The organism is Nocardia yamanashiensis NBRC 100130 (genome assembly GCF_001613325.1).
In the GTDB taxonomy this organism is placed as follows: domain Bacteria; phylum Actinomycetota; class Actinomycetes; order Mycobacteriales; family Mycobacteriaceae; genus Nocardia; species Nocardia yamanashiensis.
This window is the reverse complement of record NZ_BDCD01000022.1, coordinates 39,398-56,229: the sequence shown is the minus strand read 5'-3', so window position 1 is coordinate 56,229 and position 16,832 is coordinate 39,398. Positions and strand designations below refer to the sequence as shown.

15 protein-coding genes are annotated in these 16,832 nt (G+C 66.7%); 4 read left to right on the top strand and 11 right to left on the bottom strand.

What is annotated here, in order from left to right:
* Positions 1-126: 126 nt before the first annotated feature.
* The 3 genes from NY1_RS25780 to NY1_RS25770 form a co-directional block, all read right to left on the bottom strand.
* The gene (locus tag NY1_RS25780; protein ID WP_067718542.1) at positions 127-549 is read right to left on the bottom strand and encodes a hypothetical protein; all 423 of its coding nucleotides are present in this window, start codon (positions 547-549) and stop codon (positions 127-129) included.
* A 188-nt stretch (positions 550-737) separates the two neighbouring features.
* Positions 738-2,507 carry a TerD family protein gene (locus NY1_RS25775; RefSeq protein ID WP_233434484.1) on the bottom strand — a complete coding sequence of 590 codons (1,770 nt, stop codon included), beginning with the start codon at positions 2,505-2,507 and terminating at the stop codon, positions 738-740.
* Positions 2,508-2,681: 174 nt separating this feature from the next.
* Positions 2,682-3,725 (bottom strand): Lrp/AsnC family transcriptional regulator, encoded by a 1,044-nt coding sequence (locus tag NY1_RS25770; protein ID WP_218028424.1) that lies wholly within the window; start codon positions 3,723-3,725, stop codon positions 2,682-2,684.
* 87 nt (positions 3,726-3,812) lie between these two features.
* On the opposite strand from NY1_RS25770, the gene NY1_RS25765 reads away from it, so the two are divergent.
* Positions 3,813-4,976: an alpha-hydroxy-acid oxidizing protein gene (locus tag NY1_RS25765; RefSeq protein ID WP_067718539.1), complete on the top strand. Its 1,164-nt coding sequence runs from the start codon at positions 3,813-3,815 to the stop codon at positions 4,974-4,976.
* 83 nt (positions 4,977-5,059) lie between these two features.
* Here the strand turns inward: NY1_RS25765 and NY1_RS25760 are convergent, their stop codons facing one another.
* Positions 5,060-5,881: a crotonase/enoyl-CoA hydratase family protein gene (locus tag NY1_RS25760; RefSeq protein ID WP_067718536.1), complete on the bottom strand. Its 822-nt coding sequence runs from the start codon at positions 5,879-5,881 to the stop codon at positions 5,060-5,062.
* Between the two features lie 141 nt (positions 5,882-6,022).
* Between NY1_RS25760 and NY1_RS25755 the strand changes: the two genes are divergently transcribed.
* Both NY1_RS25755 and NY1_RS25750 read left to right on the top strand, forming a co-directional pair.
* Positions 6,023-7,627, top strand: coding sequence for a succinic semialdehyde dehydrogenase (locus NY1_RS25755; protein WP_067718533.1), 1,605 nt, complete (start codon positions 6,023-6,025; stop codon positions 7,625-7,627).
* Between the two features lie 114 nt (positions 7,628-7,741).
* Complete coding sequence (locus tag NY1_RS25750; protein WP_067718529.1) at positions 7,742-8,578, top strand: hypothetical protein; 837 nt, start codon at positions 7,742-7,744, stop codon at positions 8,576-8,578.
* Here the strand turns inward: NY1_RS25750 and NY1_RS25745 are convergent.
* Positions 8,575-9,261 (bottom strand): GntR family transcriptional regulator, encoded by a 687-nt coding sequence (locus tag NY1_RS25745; RefSeq protein WP_067718526.1) that lies wholly within the window; start codon positions 9,259-9,261, stop codon positions 8,575-8,577. The genes NY1_RS25750 and NY1_RS25745 overlap by 4 nt on opposite strands.
* Before the next feature lie 151 nt (positions 9,262-9,412).
* Between NY1_RS25745 and NY1_RS25740 the strand changes: the two genes are divergently transcribed.
* Positions 9,413-9,856, top strand: coding sequence for a hypothetical protein (locus NY1_RS25740; RefSeq protein ID WP_233434483.1), 444 nt, complete (start codon positions 9,413-9,415; stop codon positions 9,854-9,856).
* A gap of 26 nt (positions 9,857-9,882) precedes the next feature.
* Here the strand turns inward: NY1_RS25740 and NY1_RS25735 are convergent, their stop codons facing one another.
* The 6 genes from NY1_RS25735 to NY1_RS25710 all read right to left on the bottom strand — a co-directional run bounded on the left by NY1_RS25735 (position 9,883) and on the right by NY1_RS25710 (position 16,829).
* Positions 9,883-11,664, bottom strand: a complete 1,782-nt coding sequence (locus tag NY1_RS25735; protein ID WP_233434482.1) for an ABC transporter ATP-binding protein — start codon at positions 11,662-11,664, stop codon at positions 9,883-9,885.
* Positions 11,665-11,852: 188 nt separating this feature from the next.
* Positions 11,853-12,623, bottom strand: a complete 771-nt coding sequence (locus tag NY1_RS25730; RefSeq protein WP_067718524.1) for an SDR family NAD(P)-dependent oxidoreductase — start codon at positions 12,621-12,623, stop codon at positions 11,853-11,855.
* Complete coding sequence (locus NY1_RS25725) at positions 12,620-13,324, bottom strand: acetoacetate decarboxylase family protein (protein ID WP_067718521.1); 705 nt, start codon at positions 13,322-13,324, stop codon at positions 12,620-12,622. The genes NY1_RS25730 and NY1_RS25725 overlap by 4 nt, the downstream gene beginning before the upstream one ends.
* Before the next feature lie 99 nt (positions 13,325-13,423).
* Positions 13,424-15,019: an acyl-CoA synthetase gene (locus tag NY1_RS25720; RefSeq protein WP_067718517.1), complete on the bottom strand. Its 1,596-nt coding sequence runs from the start codon at positions 15,017-15,019 to the stop codon at positions 13,424-13,426.
* 17 nt (positions 15,020-15,036) lie between these two features.
* The gene (locus tag NY1_RS25715; protein ID WP_067718514.1) at positions 15,037-16,287 is read right to left on the bottom strand and encodes a hypothetical protein; all 1,251 of its coding nucleotides are present in this window, start codon (positions 16,285-16,287) and stop codon (positions 15,037-15,039) included.
* Entirely contained in the window at positions 16,281-16,829 is a 549-nt protein-coding gene (locus tag NY1_RS25710) for a nuclear transport factor 2-like protein (RefSeq protein WP_067718512.1), read from the bottom strand. The genes NY1_RS25715 and NY1_RS25710 overlap by 7 nt, the downstream gene beginning before the upstream one ends.
* Positions 16,830-16,832: the final 3 nt, after the last annotated feature.

Below are 16,832 nucleotides of genomic sequence, written 5' to 3'. Positions count from 1 at the left end.
TGAGACACAGCTGAAAGGCCCTGGCCATTGGTCGGGGCCTTTCCTCGTTTCCGGGCTCCGCTGAAACGAAAACCGGCGGCCGAATTGGATTCGACCGCCGGTATCGGATTCTTTATGCCCGAGGGATCAGGGCAGCACCTGCGGAATGACATCCGGGGCGACCGCGCCGACGATCAGGCCGACCAGGGCGCCCTGGAACGCCGGGCCGATAATGCAGAGCGGGATCAGCGGAATGGTGACGATCGGCAGGGCGCACATGACGGCGCCGAACGCGGCGCCGACGATCGCGCCGGCGGCCGCGCCATTGCCGAGCGGATCATGGTTGGCCGCATTCGGATTGGTGGCGATCTCCTCCGCGGTGACGATGGCGGCCGGCTGCACGGCCACGGGGGCGACGGGCTGCGCGATATCCGCGACCACGACGGTCTGCGGGGCGACGGCGGGGGCCTCGGCGGTGGCCGTGCCGGCACCCGCGAAGGTCACCGCGACGGCCAGCGGCAGTGCCGCGATGAGAGCCTTACGACCGAAGTTGCCGATAGTGCGACGCATGATTTTTCCTATCCTCCCGACCCCCCTGCGCGCGGAATTGTCATCGCGCGCAGAACGATTAAGCATTGCGAATTACAACGAACCAATTTGTATCCGATCGGAGTCGGCGAATCAAGTCCGGACGGCGTTATGCCCGTACCGCTGAATTGTGTTGGACAACACCGGCAATGACCGATACGACGACCGATTCAGTCATCCACTTCTACGCCGTAATGTCGAGCCAGTGCGGCCAGGCCGGTGGGATATCCCTGGCCGACGGCGCGCAATCGCCAATCCTCGTCGCGTGGATACAGTTCGGCCAGCAGCAGCGTGCGTTCCTCGGTGGCGGCATCCAGTGTGGCGCGGGCGAAGACACCCGCTTGCGGCCGCGGTTCGACTTCGATTTCGATGGCGCCGACATCGCCGAATCGACGCTCCGGATCGGCGAGCGCCGCCGCGATCACAATGCGCCGGCAATGCCCCGGTAGGTCCTCCAGATCGACGCTGACGGCCTGCTCGCTGGGCCCGTCCACGGTCAGTCGCGCGCCCCGGGTTTCGGGCTGGTTGTAGAACACGAAATCGGAATCCCCGGCCACCCGGTCCTGCCCGTCCACCAGGAACGCCACCAGATCGACCTCGGCGGTGCCGTGCTGCGGCCAGGTGGCGCGCACGGTCCAATCGGAGCCGTGGGTCGCGACCGGCAGGTCCACGACCTGCCCGCGTTCGAGAACGACCGTCTCGCGGGGACTTTCGCCGGAGGTGCTGTGCATTGCTGACGCCTGGTTCGTCGGAGGCTCGGGATCACCGGCGGAATCCAGCAATTCGAGCCCCCACACCGGAAGCCCGATATCGGCCGCTTTCTTCCACCGCGGATCATTCTCCGCACCCGGAAGCGCGAGCACATCGGTGACCCCGGCGGACATGTTCACCGCCGACGATCCCCCGAGTTCGGTTATTCGCCGCCGCGTTTGCGCCGCCTGCTCATGCGTGCCGCCGAGCACCAGCACCCGCCGACCGCTCAACGGGCCGTCCGCCGCGCCAACCGCCGCTTTTCGCGGCTTCGAATCCCGCTGTCCGGCATCCCCTTTCCGCACCCCCGGTCCGACATCCGCGAGCAGTTCCAGAAATCGCGATTCACTCACGATCGGCGTCCCGTGCTGCCGTGCCTTCACCGCTTTACCGGAACCCGACCCGGGATGATTGGTCACCAGCAGACTCGTCAACCGGCTCACATTCCCCGTCACATCGAGCCCCGCCGCCTCCGCCCGATCCACCAATTCGTTCCGGTCGATCCCCGTTTCCCCCGTGAAAGCGACCTTCATTCCCCGTACCAGCACGCCACCCGGCTCCAACCGCCCCGGATAGGCAAACCCGCACGGCGCCTTCGTCTTCCCCCGCCACAAATGCCGATTGGCGTCCTTCGGCGGACATTCCAGCAATGGCGGCATCACCCCCAACCGAGCCGCATCCCCGATCAGCCCACGCAACACCCCCGCCAGCACGCGCGTGTCATCGAGCGCATCATGCGCCCGCACCTGCCGAATCCCGTAATGCGCGGCCAAACTCCCCAATTTGTAGTCCGCCGTCGGCGGCGCGACCCGCCGCGCCAACGCCAACGTGCACAACCGCGACGAAACCGGCAGCACCGCCCCCACCCGCCCGAATTCCCGTGCCAGAAAGTCGTAGTCGAACCGCGCATTGTGCGCCACCATCACCCGCCCTTCGAGGAACCCGGCCAGCCGCCTGCGCACTTCCCCGAATTCCGGTGCGCCCCGCAGCTTCTCCCGCGTCAGCCCGTGCACATGCACCGGCCCCGGATCACATCCGGGATCCACCAGCGAATAGAACTCCTCCGCCACACCCCCATCAGCGTCCAACACCAACGCCGCCACCGACAGCACCCGATCCGTCCCCGAACTCAACCCGGACGTCTCGACATCCACCACCGTGACCGACTCCAGCCCGAACCCGCCAACCACCGTTTTCCCCTGCACGAGCCACCCATCGCCATCCCGGGCCGACACGTTGCCCACCCACCGGCAACACGCCGGACAGCCGAGGTTATCGCACGTCCGATCTCCGGTTTACCACCGAAAATGCTTGGCAAGCAGAGTAATTGGACAAATCGGAAATCAGCCCGACGAGTTCGCTGGTTACACCTCGGCCCAGATATCCGGTGGTACCACGGCGCGAGTACGGCCGAACTCATCGAGCACGCGGCCGAGTAGCTTCTCGTGCCGGAGCGTGATGGTGCGTTCAGCGACTACCAAGTCGGGATGGATTGCTGCCAGCTGGCTTTCGAAGCGGGAGACCTCGGCCACCGAATGCAGGTTGGCTTGGACCACGAGATTGTGGGTGCCGCTGACGGCGGCGCAGTTCCTGGTCTGTGGCAGGCGGATCAGGGCGTAGCCGATCTCGGGCAGGGCGGCGGCGGGGGCGGTCGCCCAGAAGGTGACCGCCACCGGCCAGCCGCCGAGCGGGCGGGCGAAATCGCAGCGGAAGCCGAGTAGGCCCAGACGGGTGAGTTCGTCGATGCGGCGTTTCACCGTCGAACCGCTGGTGCCCACCGCCGTGGCGATGGCGCTGTGGGTGGAGCGGCCGTCGTGGGCCAGATGGGTGACGATCGCGCGGTCCACATCGTCGAAGGTCCGGCGCTCGGGGCGGGGCGCGGCCGGCGGCACGGGGGTACGGAGTTGGCTGCGCTGACCTGGGGCGAGGGCGTCGATGCGCCAGCTGCCGCCCTCGGCGAACCAGTGCGTGACAATCCTGGTCCGGACGGCGGCGAGGTGGGGCAGGGTCGGCAGTACGTCGAGGGTGTAGCGGGAGAGCTGGGTGAAATCGCGGGTGGCGACGGTGGCGAGGATGCGGTCGCTGCCGCCGGAGCGTTCGAGGGTGAGCATTTGCGGGTGCCGGGCCAGTGCGCGGACGACGGCATCGGTTTCGCCAGCGGCGCAGTCGATCTCGATGAAGGCGGCGCAGCAGAGATCGAACAGCGCGGGGCCGGGTGAGACGCACACCCAGGCTTCGCCACAATCGCTGAGCCGCTGCCAGCGCCGTGCCACGGTCACCGGATCAACATCCAGGACGCCGCCGAGTTCGGTCCAGGAGGCGCGAGGGCGCAATTGCAGGGCATTGATCAGCGCCAGGTCGTCCTCATTGAGCAGCTCGGCGGAATCCTGCATATTGAGCGCCTCCACGATCACATCCTGCGATTCAGGTGCATTCGATGGCCAGTATTTCACGATTGTCGGAGCAGCCATCCACGAGAGGGAGACAGCGGCGTCATGGCGTACGGCGACTATCAGAACGAGATTTACTTCAATGGCCTGCGTGGCGTGATCCCGAAATGGCCGGTGAGTTTCGCCGAACTGGCCGCGCGTGCCGAGACGGCGCTGCCGCCGTCGATCTGGTCGTATGTCGCCGGTGGCGCGGGTGATGAGCGGACGCAGCGCGCGAACGTCGCCGCCTTCGATCAGTGGGGGCTGATGCCGCGCATGTTCGTCGGCGCGAAGGAGCGCGACCTGTCAGTGGAGCTGTTCGGAAGCACATGGGCTGCACCGGTTTTCATGGCTCCCGTCGGTGTGATCGCCCTCTGTGACCGCGATGGCCGCGGCGACCTCGCCACCGCGCGCGCAGCGGCACGCACCGGGGTGCCGATGGTGGCCTCGACGCTCATGGAAGACCCCCTGGAAGACGTCGCCGCCGAATTCGGCGACACCCCAGGCTTTTTCCAGCTCTACACCCCCACCGATCGCGACCTGGCCGCTTCGCTCGTATCGCGCGCGGAGAAGGCGGGCTACAAGGGCATCGTCGTCACTCTCGACACCTGGATCACCGGCTGGCGCCCCCGCGATCTGTCCACCGGCAACTTCCCCCAGCTGCGCGGCCACTGCCTCGCCAACTACTTCACCGACCCGGTCTTCCGCGCCGGTCTCGCGCAATCGCCCGAACAGGATCCGCAATCGGCGATCCTGCGCTGGATCCAGCTCTTCGGCAACCCGCTCACCTGGGACGATCTGCCCTGGCTGCGTTCGCTGACCACGCTGCCGTTGATCGTGAAGGGCATCGGTCATCCCGATGACGCCCGCCGCGCCCGCGACTTGGGCGTGGACGGCATCTACTGCTCGAATCACGGTGGGCGGCAAGCCAATGGCGGTCTCCCCGCCCTCGATATGCTCCCCGGCGTGATCGAAGCGGCCGACGGCCTGCCGGTGCTCTTCGACTCCGGAGTCCGCTCCGGCGCGGACATCATCAAAGCACTGGCACTCGGCGCGTCCGCGGTCGGCATCGGCCGCCCGTACGCGTACGGCCTCGCACTCGGCGGCGAGGACGGCATCGTGCACGTCCTGCGCAGCCTGCTCGCCGAAGCCGATCTCATCATGGCGGTCGACGGCTATCCGACCCTGAAAGACCTGACGCCCGAAGCCCTTCGGCCGGTCAAGGTCTGACTGATTGCAGCGGCGCCGGGTTGCGGGGGCGGCTGCCCCCGCAACCCCTCTTCGGGGGTGTGGGGGTGAAACCCCCACTTCCCTTACTTCCCTTGGAAGTTCGGCTTCCGCTTCTCGGCGAAGGCGCGCGGCCCCTCCTTCGCGTCATCGCTCAGGAACACGGGCAGACCCACCTTGGCGTCGATCTTGAACGCCTCTTCCTCGTGCAGCCCCTCGGTATCGCGAATCACCTTCAGGATCGCCTGAACCGCGAGCGGCCCATTGTTATTGATCAGCTCGGCGATTTCGAGGGCCTTGTCCAGCGCGGTCCCGTCCGGCACCACGTGCCCGATCAGCCCGTACTCCTTGGCCTCGGCCGCCTTGATGTGCCGTCCGGTCAGCAGCAGGTCCGCCGCCACGGTGTACGGAATCTGGCGCGGCAGCCGCACCGCTGATCCGCCCATCGGGAACAGGCTCCACTTGGCCTCGGAGATGCCGAACTTGGCGCTCTCGCCCGCGATGCGGATATCGGTGCCCTGCAGGATCTCGGTGCCGCCGGCGATGGCCGCGCCCTCGACCGCGGCGATCAGCGGCTTGGTCAGGCGACGGCCCTTGAGCAGGCCGGGCATGCGGGTGGGATCGAAGGCGCTGCCCGCCTTCATGCCCTCGGCCGCGCCGCGGTTGTTCATGTTCTTCAGGTCCGCGCCCGCACAGAACGCCCCGCCGGCACCGGTGAGGATGCAGGACCGGATCTCCGGATCCGCGTCGACCTGGTCCCAGGCGTCGGCCATGATCGCGAGCATCTCGCCGGTGAGCGCGTTCTTGCGCTCGGGGCGGTTCATGGTCACGATCAGCGTCGCGCCACGCTTCTCGACGAGAGCGTGAGCCTCGGTGTTGCTACTTGTTTCAGCAGTCGCAGCGGTCATCGCCGACCTGTCCTTCCACGTGGCCAATCCTGGGATTCGGGGACGAAACTACCCCGCACCGTTGTCCTGAACAATAACGTGTTCTAGTTTGGATCATGGTGACCGCCGTCACGGGCGGCAAGTAATGGAGAGACGACGACCATGAGCACAACGAGCACGCAGAGCGGCTCCCGGGCGAAGCTGCCGCCCCGCGTCACGGAATCCCTCATCAACCGGCTGACCGCCATGGTGACCGCGGGCAAGGCGGGCGAGGCCCGCGACCCGTTCGAAATGATCGAGGTCTACACCGGCGATGTGGTCGGCTACCTGCCGCAGTCCTCGCCCGAAGATGTCGCCAAGGCCGTCGAGATCTCGCGCGCCGCCCAGAAGGAATGGGCCGCTCGTCCACTCGAGCAGCGGCTCGCCGTCTTCGAACGCGCCCACGAACTCATTCTCTCCGAGATCGAGACCATTGCCGACCTGATTCAGATCGGCTGCGGCAAGGCGCGTCGCATGGCCATCGAAGAGGCGTGCGATACCCCGATGGTCATCGCCCACTACCTCAAGACCGCGGCCAAGACGCTCAAGCCCAAGAAGCGCAGCGGGCCGATGCCGATCATCACCAGCTCCACCGAGGAGCACCGCCCCAAGGGCGTCGTCGCGGTGATCGCGCCGTGGAACTTCCCGTTCGCCATCTCCATGTCCGATTCGACGCCGGCGCTGATCGCGGGCAACGGCGTGGTCATGAAGCCGGACAACAAGACCGCGCTGTGCACGCTGTACGGCATCGAGCTGCTGCATCAGGCGGGCCTGCCGCGCGGTCTGGTGCAGGTCGTCACCGGCATGGGCCCGGACGTCGGCCCGACCCTCATCGACAATGTCGACTTCGTCATGTTCACCGGTTCGACCGCGACCGGGCGCACCATCGGCGAGCAGTCGGGTCGCAATCTCATCGGGTGCAGCCTGGAACTGGGCGGCAAGAACCCGATGATCGTGCTGGACGACGTGAACCTCGACGAGGCCATCCCGTCGGCCATCTTCGCCGTGTTCGGCAATACCGGCCAGGCGTGCATGCACATCGAGCGGATCTACGTGCAGGAGCGCATCTACGACGAATACCTGCGCCGATTCGTCGCCGCCGCAGAGGAACTCGGTTCGAAGATGGGCGCTACCTACGACTTCGATCCCGAAATGGGTTCCCTGGTCTCGGTCGACCACATGAAGCGCGTCGCCTCCCACGTCGACGAGGCCCGCGAGAAGGGCGCGACCGTCGTCACCGGCGGCAACCCCCGCCCCGACATCGGCCCCGCCTTCTTCGAGCCCACCGTGCTCACCGGCGTCACCAAGGACATGGCGCACGCCACCATGGAAACCTTCGGCCCCGTAGTCAGCATCTACAAGTACAAGACCGAAGACGAGGCGATCGCCCTCGCCAACGACACCGCCTACGGCCTCAACGCCAGCATCTGGACCGGAAACATCGACCGCGCAACCAAACTCGCGGAGCGGGTCGAGGCCGGGGCCATCAATATCAACGATGGTTTCGTGACCAGCTACGCCGCCAAGGGCACCCCGTCGGGCGGCGTCAAGCAGTCCGGCGTCGGCACCCGCCACGGCGCGGCGGGCCTGCTCAAGTACACCGACACCATCAATGTCGGCGTGCAGAAGAAGCAGATCATGGCCGCCCGCGCCGGCATGCCGTACGAGAAGCAGCTCAAATCGACACTGGTGACCCTGCGCCTCATGCGCCGCCTGCACCTGGGCTGAAATCCGTTCCGATGCAACGACCCCGGCCGAGTCGGCCGGGGTCGTTCGTTTTCGGCGGATCGGAGAGCGGTGAAAACGCGCCGGAACATTCCGGGTGCGGCGAGAATCGAGAGCATGACGGATTCCGGACTGACCGCTGGACGTCGAGACGAGCTGGGCGCACTACTGGCCGATGAGCATCGTCTCCGCACCGAATATCCGAAGGTCGCGGACTATCTGGACACCGCTCCCCGCTTGCCGGGAACCGGAGATCCACAGGCCGACGCCGCGTTCGATCTGCGATTCGTGAACTATCTGACCGGTGGGGCGTCGCCTACCGGAAACCCCTACTGGGACATCGTCGGCCCCTCGGTAGCCGCGCACGATGGCCGTCGTGTCGTCAACGGTGGGCGCGCCTCCGGTAGCGCGCGACTCGGCTATGCCCAGACCATCCTGCAATCGGTCTACGCGTACGCCATCCCGTCACCGGAAACGCTGAATTGGATCGCGGACTGTTGCGATGGAGTGCCGATCGTCGAACTCGGTGCAGGTCGAGGCTATTGGGCAGCCCAGCTTGCCGCCCTCGGATGCAGCGTCGACGCCTACGACTCCGAACCTCCGGACGCGGCGGAGAACCTGTCCTTCCCTGGCGCCGCAGGCCAACCTGATACCTGGTGCGGCGTCGGTGATCTCACCGAATACGCCACTCGCACAGCGCATATCGAGGAGCACGCGCTGTTCCTCTGCTGGCCTCCGGGTTGGGGAAACCCAATGGCTTCGGAGGCCTTGGCCGCTTACGAGAAAGCTGACGGCGATCGCGTGGTCTTCATCGGTGAGCCGAAGGGCGGCAAGACTGGTGACGACGCCTTCTTCGAAGCTCTGGACACTCGGTGGCGACTGGAATCCCAGGATTCACAGTACGTTTCGTGGTGGAACCTCAGTGATGTCGCGCAGATCTGGGTACGGCGCTAACCCGAGCTCTGATCGTCGGTATTCAGCGCCATTCGAAACACGAACGCGTCGTACCGATCCAGTGGATACGACACGTTCGACACCATCAGAACTCGATCATCGCTCCCCAGGAAGCGTTGCCGGACGGTCTTGACCAGGTCGCCCGGCGAGACACCCAGCCAGTCCGCATGCGACGGATCCGGCATGCGGTCCGCGACGGTCTCCTCCAAGAACGCCGCAGTCGAGGTGCCTTCGACACCCAGCGGTTGATAAGAGTCCGAGATCGAGATCGCCCGGCCATCCTCCGAAGCTCGGGTGATCACATGGGTTACCTCCACTCCCTCGTCGATTCCGAGCGCTTCCGCGATCTCCGCTCCGGCGGCACTACGGTGAGTCTCCCTGTGAACCAGAACATCTCGGTCGGATTCGTTTGCGAACGTATCCTCCGCGCTCTCCAACTGCCGTTCCGGTGAAACGCGAACAAGATTGGGACGGGCGGAGACGAACGTGCCCCGGCGCTCGACCGTCCGCGCCAAACCCTGACTGATCAGCAGCTTGATGGCGCGCCGGATCACGATGTCCGAAACTCCGTGCCGCGCCGCCAGCTCGGAGAAGCTCGGCAATTGCGTCCCCGCCGGCAGCTCGCCAGTGCGGATCCGCCGAGCGAAATCGCCTGCTATTACGACGTATTGGGGTTCTGACATGAGGAGAACTCCTCCGGATCGCACGGCAAAAATGACAACCATGGTCAGTATACGCAGATGGGTATACGCATACTCCACACAATCCATTGTGCGTATACACAACTGCGTATACGCTAGCTGAACTAGTTGACCGTCACTGAATGGAGCCGAGATGACCTGGCGAACAAGGCTCGCGAGTTTTCCCGGCGGCATGTTGGACCTCCGCGACCGCGAGGGGGAACCCGCGGCCACCGGCTTCTATCTGGAATCCCACCTGCCATCCGACGAACGAACCCAGGAGCCCGAAATGCGCTACAAGCCCACCGCCCTGGGCTACCTGCGGACCGACGTCTCGGGTATCGGCCAACTCTGGGACGAAACCTGCATCCGCAACCTCGCCGTTCAGCTCGGTTACGACTTCTCGGGAATGCTCATCCACGACCCGCGCACCGGCAGACCCCCATTGGCGCGACTGCGTTCGCAAGCCACCAGACTCGGCGCGGAAGCCGTCATAGTTCCGAGCACCGCACACTTCCCGGATGGACAGGTCCCTCCGGAGCTGATTCGCCAGCTCGATGTCATCACGGTGTCGCCCAAGGCGACCTTCGCGAGGTGAGGTCCTGCCCATCTGCGGCAGGTCCGTCAGCGCGCCCCGACCTCCTCGCCCAGGAACCCACCCGACTGATGCCGCCACAATTGCGCGTAAGCGCCTTCGGCATTGAGCAATTCGTCGTGGCTGCCCTGTTCCACGATGCGGCCGCGGTCCAGCACCACCAGCTGGTCCATGCCCGCTACGGTGCTCAGACGGTGGGCTACCACCAGTGCCGTGCGGCCTTCCATCAGCTCCCAAAGCGCCTGCTGGACAAGCAGTTCGCTTTCCGAGTCCAGTGCCGAGGTGGCCTCGTCCAATAGGAGGATGGGGGCGTCGCGGAGGATGGCCCGGGCCAGGGCTACGCGCTGGCGTTGGCCGCCGGAGAGTTTGACGCCGCGTTCGCCGATGAGGGTGTCGAGGCCCTGGGGTAGGCCTTCGGCGAATTCGGTGACGTGGGCGGCTTTGGCGGCGCGGACTATTTCCTCGTCGGTGGCTTCGGGGCGGGCGAAGCGGATGTTGTCGCGGAGGGAGCGGTGGAACATGGCGGGGTCTTGGGGGACGTAGGAGAGCTGGCTGCGCAGGTCGGCTTGGCGGAGGCGGGCGATGTCCTGGCCGCCGATGCGGATGTGGCCGTCCTGGATGTCCATCATGCGCAGGAGTAACTGCGTGATGGTGGTTTTGCCGCCGCCGGAGCGGCCGACCAGGCCGAATTTGGCGCCGCTGGGGACGTACAGGTCGAGGCCGTCGAACAGGCGGGACGCGCCCGCGTGCGCGAAGGTGACGTGGTCGAAGTGGATGGCGGAGCCCTTGGGCCGCAGGGGTTCCGGTTCGGCGACGTCTACGACGGTGGGCTTGTCGATGAGCAGGTCGGTGAACTGGGCGGCTTCGGTGAGGGTGGATTCCAGGCGGCGGTAGATCTGGTTGAAGCGGAACATGATGCCGGTGGCGTTCCAGTAGTAGGTGAACGCCACGATGATCACCTCCACGCTGGCGTGACCGCCGCCGATACCCAGCGCGATGACCAGGCCGACCATATTGGTGACCACGACCAGCGGCGTCACCACGGTGTCGATGCGCAGGTTGGCGTAATCCCAGGAGAGCAGGGATTTGCGGCGCGATTCGGCGACCCGGCGCCGATGTTCCTCCGCCTCTTGGGGTTCGGCGGCGAAGGCGCGCACCACCTGCATATTGGAGAGGCTGTCGGCGACGTGCCCGGAGACCAGCGCGATGGCGGCCTCGCGATCGTCGACGAGTTTCTGCCGGCGCTGGATGAGCGGCGCGATGACGAACGCGGTCGCCACCAGCATGCCGAGCAGCACCACCACCAGCATCGGGTCGTAGCGCCACAGCACCACCGACGCGAACGTCAAAGGCACCAGGGCCGCGAGGATTTCGAAGGCGAAGGTGTCGACGAACTCCTCGAAGCGCGCCGCGAAGCTCAGCGACCGCTTGGTGAGCGAGCCGGCGAAATTGTCGTGGAAGAACGCCGCGTCCTTGGCGAGCAGTTCGTCCATGGCCTCGATGTAGAGGTGTTCGATGCCGTAGGCGTCGAGCCGGTTCAGGCAGTGAATGCCGATGCGCCAGAACACCTCGGCGACCAGCAGCAGGCCGCCGAAGGCGAGAACGTAGGGCGCGAGCGTGCCGAAACTCGAGTCACCGGTGCCGGCCACCTTGCCGACCACGACGGCGACCAGCAGCGGCGCCACGTAGAGCTGGCAGGTATTGCCGATCGCGGGTGACAACAGGGCCGTGGCGGTGAGGCCTTTCCGCCTCGCCATTTCCCGGCCGTAATAGCGCAGTACCAGCATGATCGCGGGCGCGCGGGATTTCATCCGTCCCCTCTCGAATCGTGTTCGAGTAGTGCAGAACAGACATCGTGCCCGGTCAGGGAACTTTCCCGCCACTGATTTTCCGGCGGACGGCCGGATGTTCGGCGCTGGGCAACCGCAGAGCCTCGGTTGCCCAGCGCCGGGGTTTGGGCGTCGATCGGAGCACGTGCCGACGCCCAAGCTGGGGATCGTCAGTCGGTGGGGTGGATCGACTTCTTGACGATGAAACGGGCCACGCCGGGCAGGAAGCGGCGCATCAGATAGGCGGGACGGGCCTGGCCGGGGAAGACGAAGAGCGGCGTCTTCGGTTTGGCGAGCGCCTTTTCCAGCGCATCGATGATGGATTCCGGTGACACCCCGCCGCTGCCGCCGAGCACGCTGGCGTTCTCCGCGCGGACCTTGTCGAGGAAGGCCGTCTCCACCATGGGCGGGCACAGGGTGAGCAGCCGCACGCCGGTGCCGTCGAGTTCGTAGGAGAGGCTGTCGGCGAATCCGATGACCGCGAACTTGGACGCCGAGTACCCGGCCAGTCCGGGCGAGGGCAGCCAGCCCGCGAGCGAGGCGAACAGCACCACGGTGCCGCGGCTCGCCGCTTTCATGGCGGGGATGACGGCCTGGCAGAGATTGACCGTGCCCAGGTAGTTGACGTCGATCATCTTCTTGATCTGGCGCACATCGTGATCGAGCGCGCTGCCGTGCACGTGCGCCATACCGGCCGCGTGCACCAGCTGTTCGATGGCCCCGAGCTCGGCGCGCACCTTGTCCACCACCGCCGCGACCTGTTCCGGATCGGATACGTCGCAGGTGTAGGTGTGCATGTTCGGCGAGCGGGCGGCGGTGGCCGCCAGCCCTTCGGCATTCAGGTCGACGGCGGCCACCCGATGTCCCGCCGCGGCCATGCGCTGCGCGACGATGCGGCCCATGCCGCTGGCCGCGCCGGTGACGAGAACGGTCTGGGTCATCGGGCCTCCCGGGTCTGCAGGACGGTGGCGGCGTCCTCGAAGGTCATTGCGAGCGCACCGATCCGGCTGGAGAACAGCGCGGCCTTGGGCAGGCCGAGCGCGCGCAGCTGATCGGCGACGGGGTGATCGCCGAGCTCCACCCGGGCGCCGCCGGGCCGCATGCGCACCTTGGCGGGGTTCATGATCCAGGGTGTGCGCCGCAGCAGACCGTTGCGCGCGGTGTAGGCGTCGATGGACGCCCCGCCCGCACTGCCCGGAACGGGCAATCCGTCACCTATCCGCAGCCCGATGACGAATTGCCCGTCCACCCGCACCTCACAACGCCCGCCGGGCGTTATGTCGATGTCGGCCATGAGCTTGGGGAAGCCCCAAATCGATTGTCCCGCTTCGCAGGTGAAGCTCTGGTTCACCGGCAGCCAGTGAATGTAGGCCCCGGTGCTGTTGCGCCGGCCGGGCTGGCGGGCCATGAGCGAGAAGGCGAACTCGTGGTAGGGCCCGAGGTCGCCGTCCACGTAGCGGACGAAAGCGAGTGAGAGCACGGCCTTGCCGGGCAGCACCTTCAGCGGTTCCAGCCCGGTGCCGTCCAGCAGCTCGGCCGCGGCCGCCGCATCGACCAGGAAGAGCGCGGAGGCGGCGTCGGCATGCCGGATCTCGACCGGCATACGTACTTGCTCGCCGAGTACCGAATGTGCCGCTGCCATTTCCAAATTAGAACAGGTTCCCATAATTCTCGTAGTCGTTTCGGCCCAGGAAACCCGTTGAACGGGTGCCGGGCTGGAGGGAAATTCCAGAACGGGTTATTACGCCTCGTGATCGGGTTCGCGGGCCGCCGCGTACGCCTTGGCCCAGCGATAGTCGGGCTTGCCGCTGGGCGTGCGGGCGACCACGTCCGCGACCCAGATGCGGCGCGGCGCCTTGTATCCGGCGAGGTGGGCGCGCACATGACGGTCCAGCGCGGCGAAGTCGATGCCGTCGCCCGCCGCCGAGATCACCGCCGCCACCTGGTGTCCCCAGCGCTCGTGCGGCACCCCGATCACGATCGCGTCGTACACGTCGTCGTGCGCTTTGAGAACGGCCTCGACCTCTTCCGGGAACACCTTCTCGCCGCCGGTGTTGACGACCATGTTCCCGCGCCCGATGAGCGTCACAGAGCCGTCCGCCTCGACCCGCGCCCGATCGTCGGTGATGACCATGCGCACCCCGTCCACCGTGCGGAACAGCTGCTCGGTCTTTACCGGATCCTTGTAGTACCCGATCGGCACATTGCCGGTCTTGGCCACCCAGCCCTCCCCGCCGGGCGCGACCGGCTGCCCGGCATCGTCCACCACGAGCGCGCCGCGACCGGTGTTCACCCGCGGCCCGCGCGCCGGATCGTCGTCCTTGGCCGCGAATCCGATACCGCCGAAGCCGGTTTCGGAGGATCCGATGGATTCGGTGAGCAGCACGTTCGGGAACAGTTCCAGCAGCGCGTTCTTCACCGGCTGCGTCAATTGCGCCGCCCCCGAACCGATGGAGAACAGCGAGGAGGCGTCCACCGGTGCGGCGCGGAAGGCGTCCACGAGCGGGCGAGCGATCGCGTCACCGGTGATGACGAGGATGTTCGCCCGCTCGCGCGCCACCGCCTGCCAGATGCGCGCGGGTTCGAAGCGCGGTTCGAACAGCACGGTGTTCCCCGACCAGAGCGCGGTGAAGGTCGGCATCATGGCGGCGGCGTGAATGAGCGGCGGCAGCACGAACCAGCGCAACGGCTGGTTCTGCGCGCCGGCGCGGGATTGCTGGTATTCGTCGGCGACGGGTTCGCCGGTGTAGAAGTCGATGCCGCCGCCGAGCACCCGCCACATGTCCTCCTGCCGCCACATCACGCCCTTGGGCAGGCCGGTGGTGCCGCCGGTGTACATGATGAACAGGTCGTCGGCGCTGCGCGGGCCGAAATCCCGCTCCGGGGAGGCGTTTTCGAGCGCTTTCTCGTACGGCGTCGAAGCGCTGCCGGAGTCGTCGCCGTCCTCGACCACCAGGGCGTGCCGCAGTTTCGGGAGCTGCGGGCGCACCGCTTCGATGAGCGGGGCGTAGCAGCGGTGATGCACCACCATCTCGAGGTCGGCATTGTCGTAGACGTAGCGCAGTTCCTCGGCCTGATACCGGTAGTTGATATTGACCGGCACGGCGCGAATCTTGAAGCAGCCCAGCAGGGTTTCCAGGGTTTCGATGCCGTTGTGCATGTGGAAGCCGATATGGGTGCCGGGGCCCGCGCCCGCACCGGCCAGATGGTGCGCGAGCCGGTTCGCGCGGGTGTCGAGTTCGGCGAAGGTGAGCCGGCGCTCGTCCTCGATCACGGCGAGCCGATCGGGGACGGCGTCGGCGGCGTGTTCGTAGAGGTCCGCGAAATTGCTGGCCATGGCTGCTCGCTTTCTGGCTACCGGACGGTGAGCGGCAGGGGGATGCCTCGATCGGTGAAGGTGAAGGCGGCCCCGGTGCTGAAGCGGGTGATGGCGACCTCGACGGCTTCCGGGAAAGCCCGCTCGGCCAGGCCGATCTCGACGGTCAGCGCGCACTCCGCCGCCTCCCGGACGCGACTGCGGAAGCGCGGGTTCACGCCGCGCACCAGGGCGTCGAGGGGTTCGAGATGGTCGGCGTCGAGCAGCATCGGCCAGGCGTTGTCGTCCCCGCCGGCGCAGGCGCGGCCGATGCGCAGTTCCACGATCTGCTCGCCGCCGCTGGTCTCGGTGGCCACCTCGATATCGAGGTAGGCGGCCGGATTGAGCGCCGGATGCAGGCGCAGCACCTTCGCCAGCGCGGCCGCATCGTCGCCGAGACCCAGTGCCTTGCAGAGCCTTTCGGAGGTCAGCCCGGCGATACCGGTGAACTGTTTGCGCACGATGTCCAGGGCCGCGTCGGTGCGTGCCTCGACCGCGCACCGGAATCCCAGCGCGAGCAGATGGTGTTGCAGGCACACCTCGTCAGCCATCCGGATCAGCGCCGAGCGGGAGAAGTCCGTGAAGCGCAGGTCGTTCAGCAGCGGACCCGAATAGTCGTGCAGCCCTTCCCCTTCGGGCACGATCGGGTCCAGCGCCACCCCGGCGGCCTGGCTGCCGGCGACCAGGTGGGCGGTGGCGATCGGCTCGGGCGGTTCATGCGACGGATCGATGACGACCGTCCACGCGCACACCGGTTTCCGGTCCGAAGGCACCCGCGGCGGCCGATGCACCGGCCGCACCCGCGCGTGCGGGTTCGTCGCCAGCGCGCTGCCGTCGAAGGTCGGGTCCTCGATGTGATGGCACATGGCCACCACGAACTCCTCCCCCATCGGCTCCACATCGGCGAGCGCGCCGCAGTGATCGAGATGGAATTCCCCGTGATCGTGATCGTGCACCCGGTACCGGAAGTCCATGAACTGCGGCGGCGCGCCGATATCGAGCTGGAAGCCCTTGAAGATGGCGTCCACCCCGTCCCCGGTGATGCCCAGGGCTTTTCGCATGCGCCGGGTGTAGACCGGACTGGCCAGCAGCCATTCGTCGATGGCCACCTCGGTCATGCCCTCCCGCCCGAGCGCGGCGATCACATGCGCCATCCCGGACCGGTCGATGAGATGCCCGCACAGCAGCAGTTCGGGCACCAGCACCGCGAGTTCGGCGCGGCCCAGCGCCGCGTATCGGCTCGTCACCACTGCGGTACCGGCCCCTTCCCGGTCGGGTACCAGCCGGCCAGGGGCTGCCCGGACACCGAGCGCTCGATACGCTTCTGCATGCCCGGCGAGAGCGCGTTGTCGGTCATCATCTCGACGAAAAGCGCTGTCACATTGCCGAAGTCGAAGAAGTCGCGCTGCCAGGACCATTGGAAGTCGCCCGCGTAGCGGAACCAGCTGCCGCCGATGCCTTCCGGGCTGTACGGGCGGCCGTCGGGGCGGTGTTTCTCGTTGATCTGCTTCCAGAATCCGATGACGCTGCCACTGCGTTCGTCGACCACGAACTCCTGGTATGGGTAGGTCCAGCCTTCGAGGCCGAACATCTCCTGACCGAGCGCGATATCGCGGATCTCGTCACGTCCGACGGCCATGAACTCCTGCTGCGGGCCGTAGTTCCAGCCGTAGGTGGCGTCCTCGGTGTAGAAGTGCGCCAGCGGCTTCCAGTCACCGAGCGCTTCGCAGTCGCGGTTCTCCTCCACCCAGCGGCGGATCATTTCGTCGAGTTCGTCACGGGACCAGGACATTTG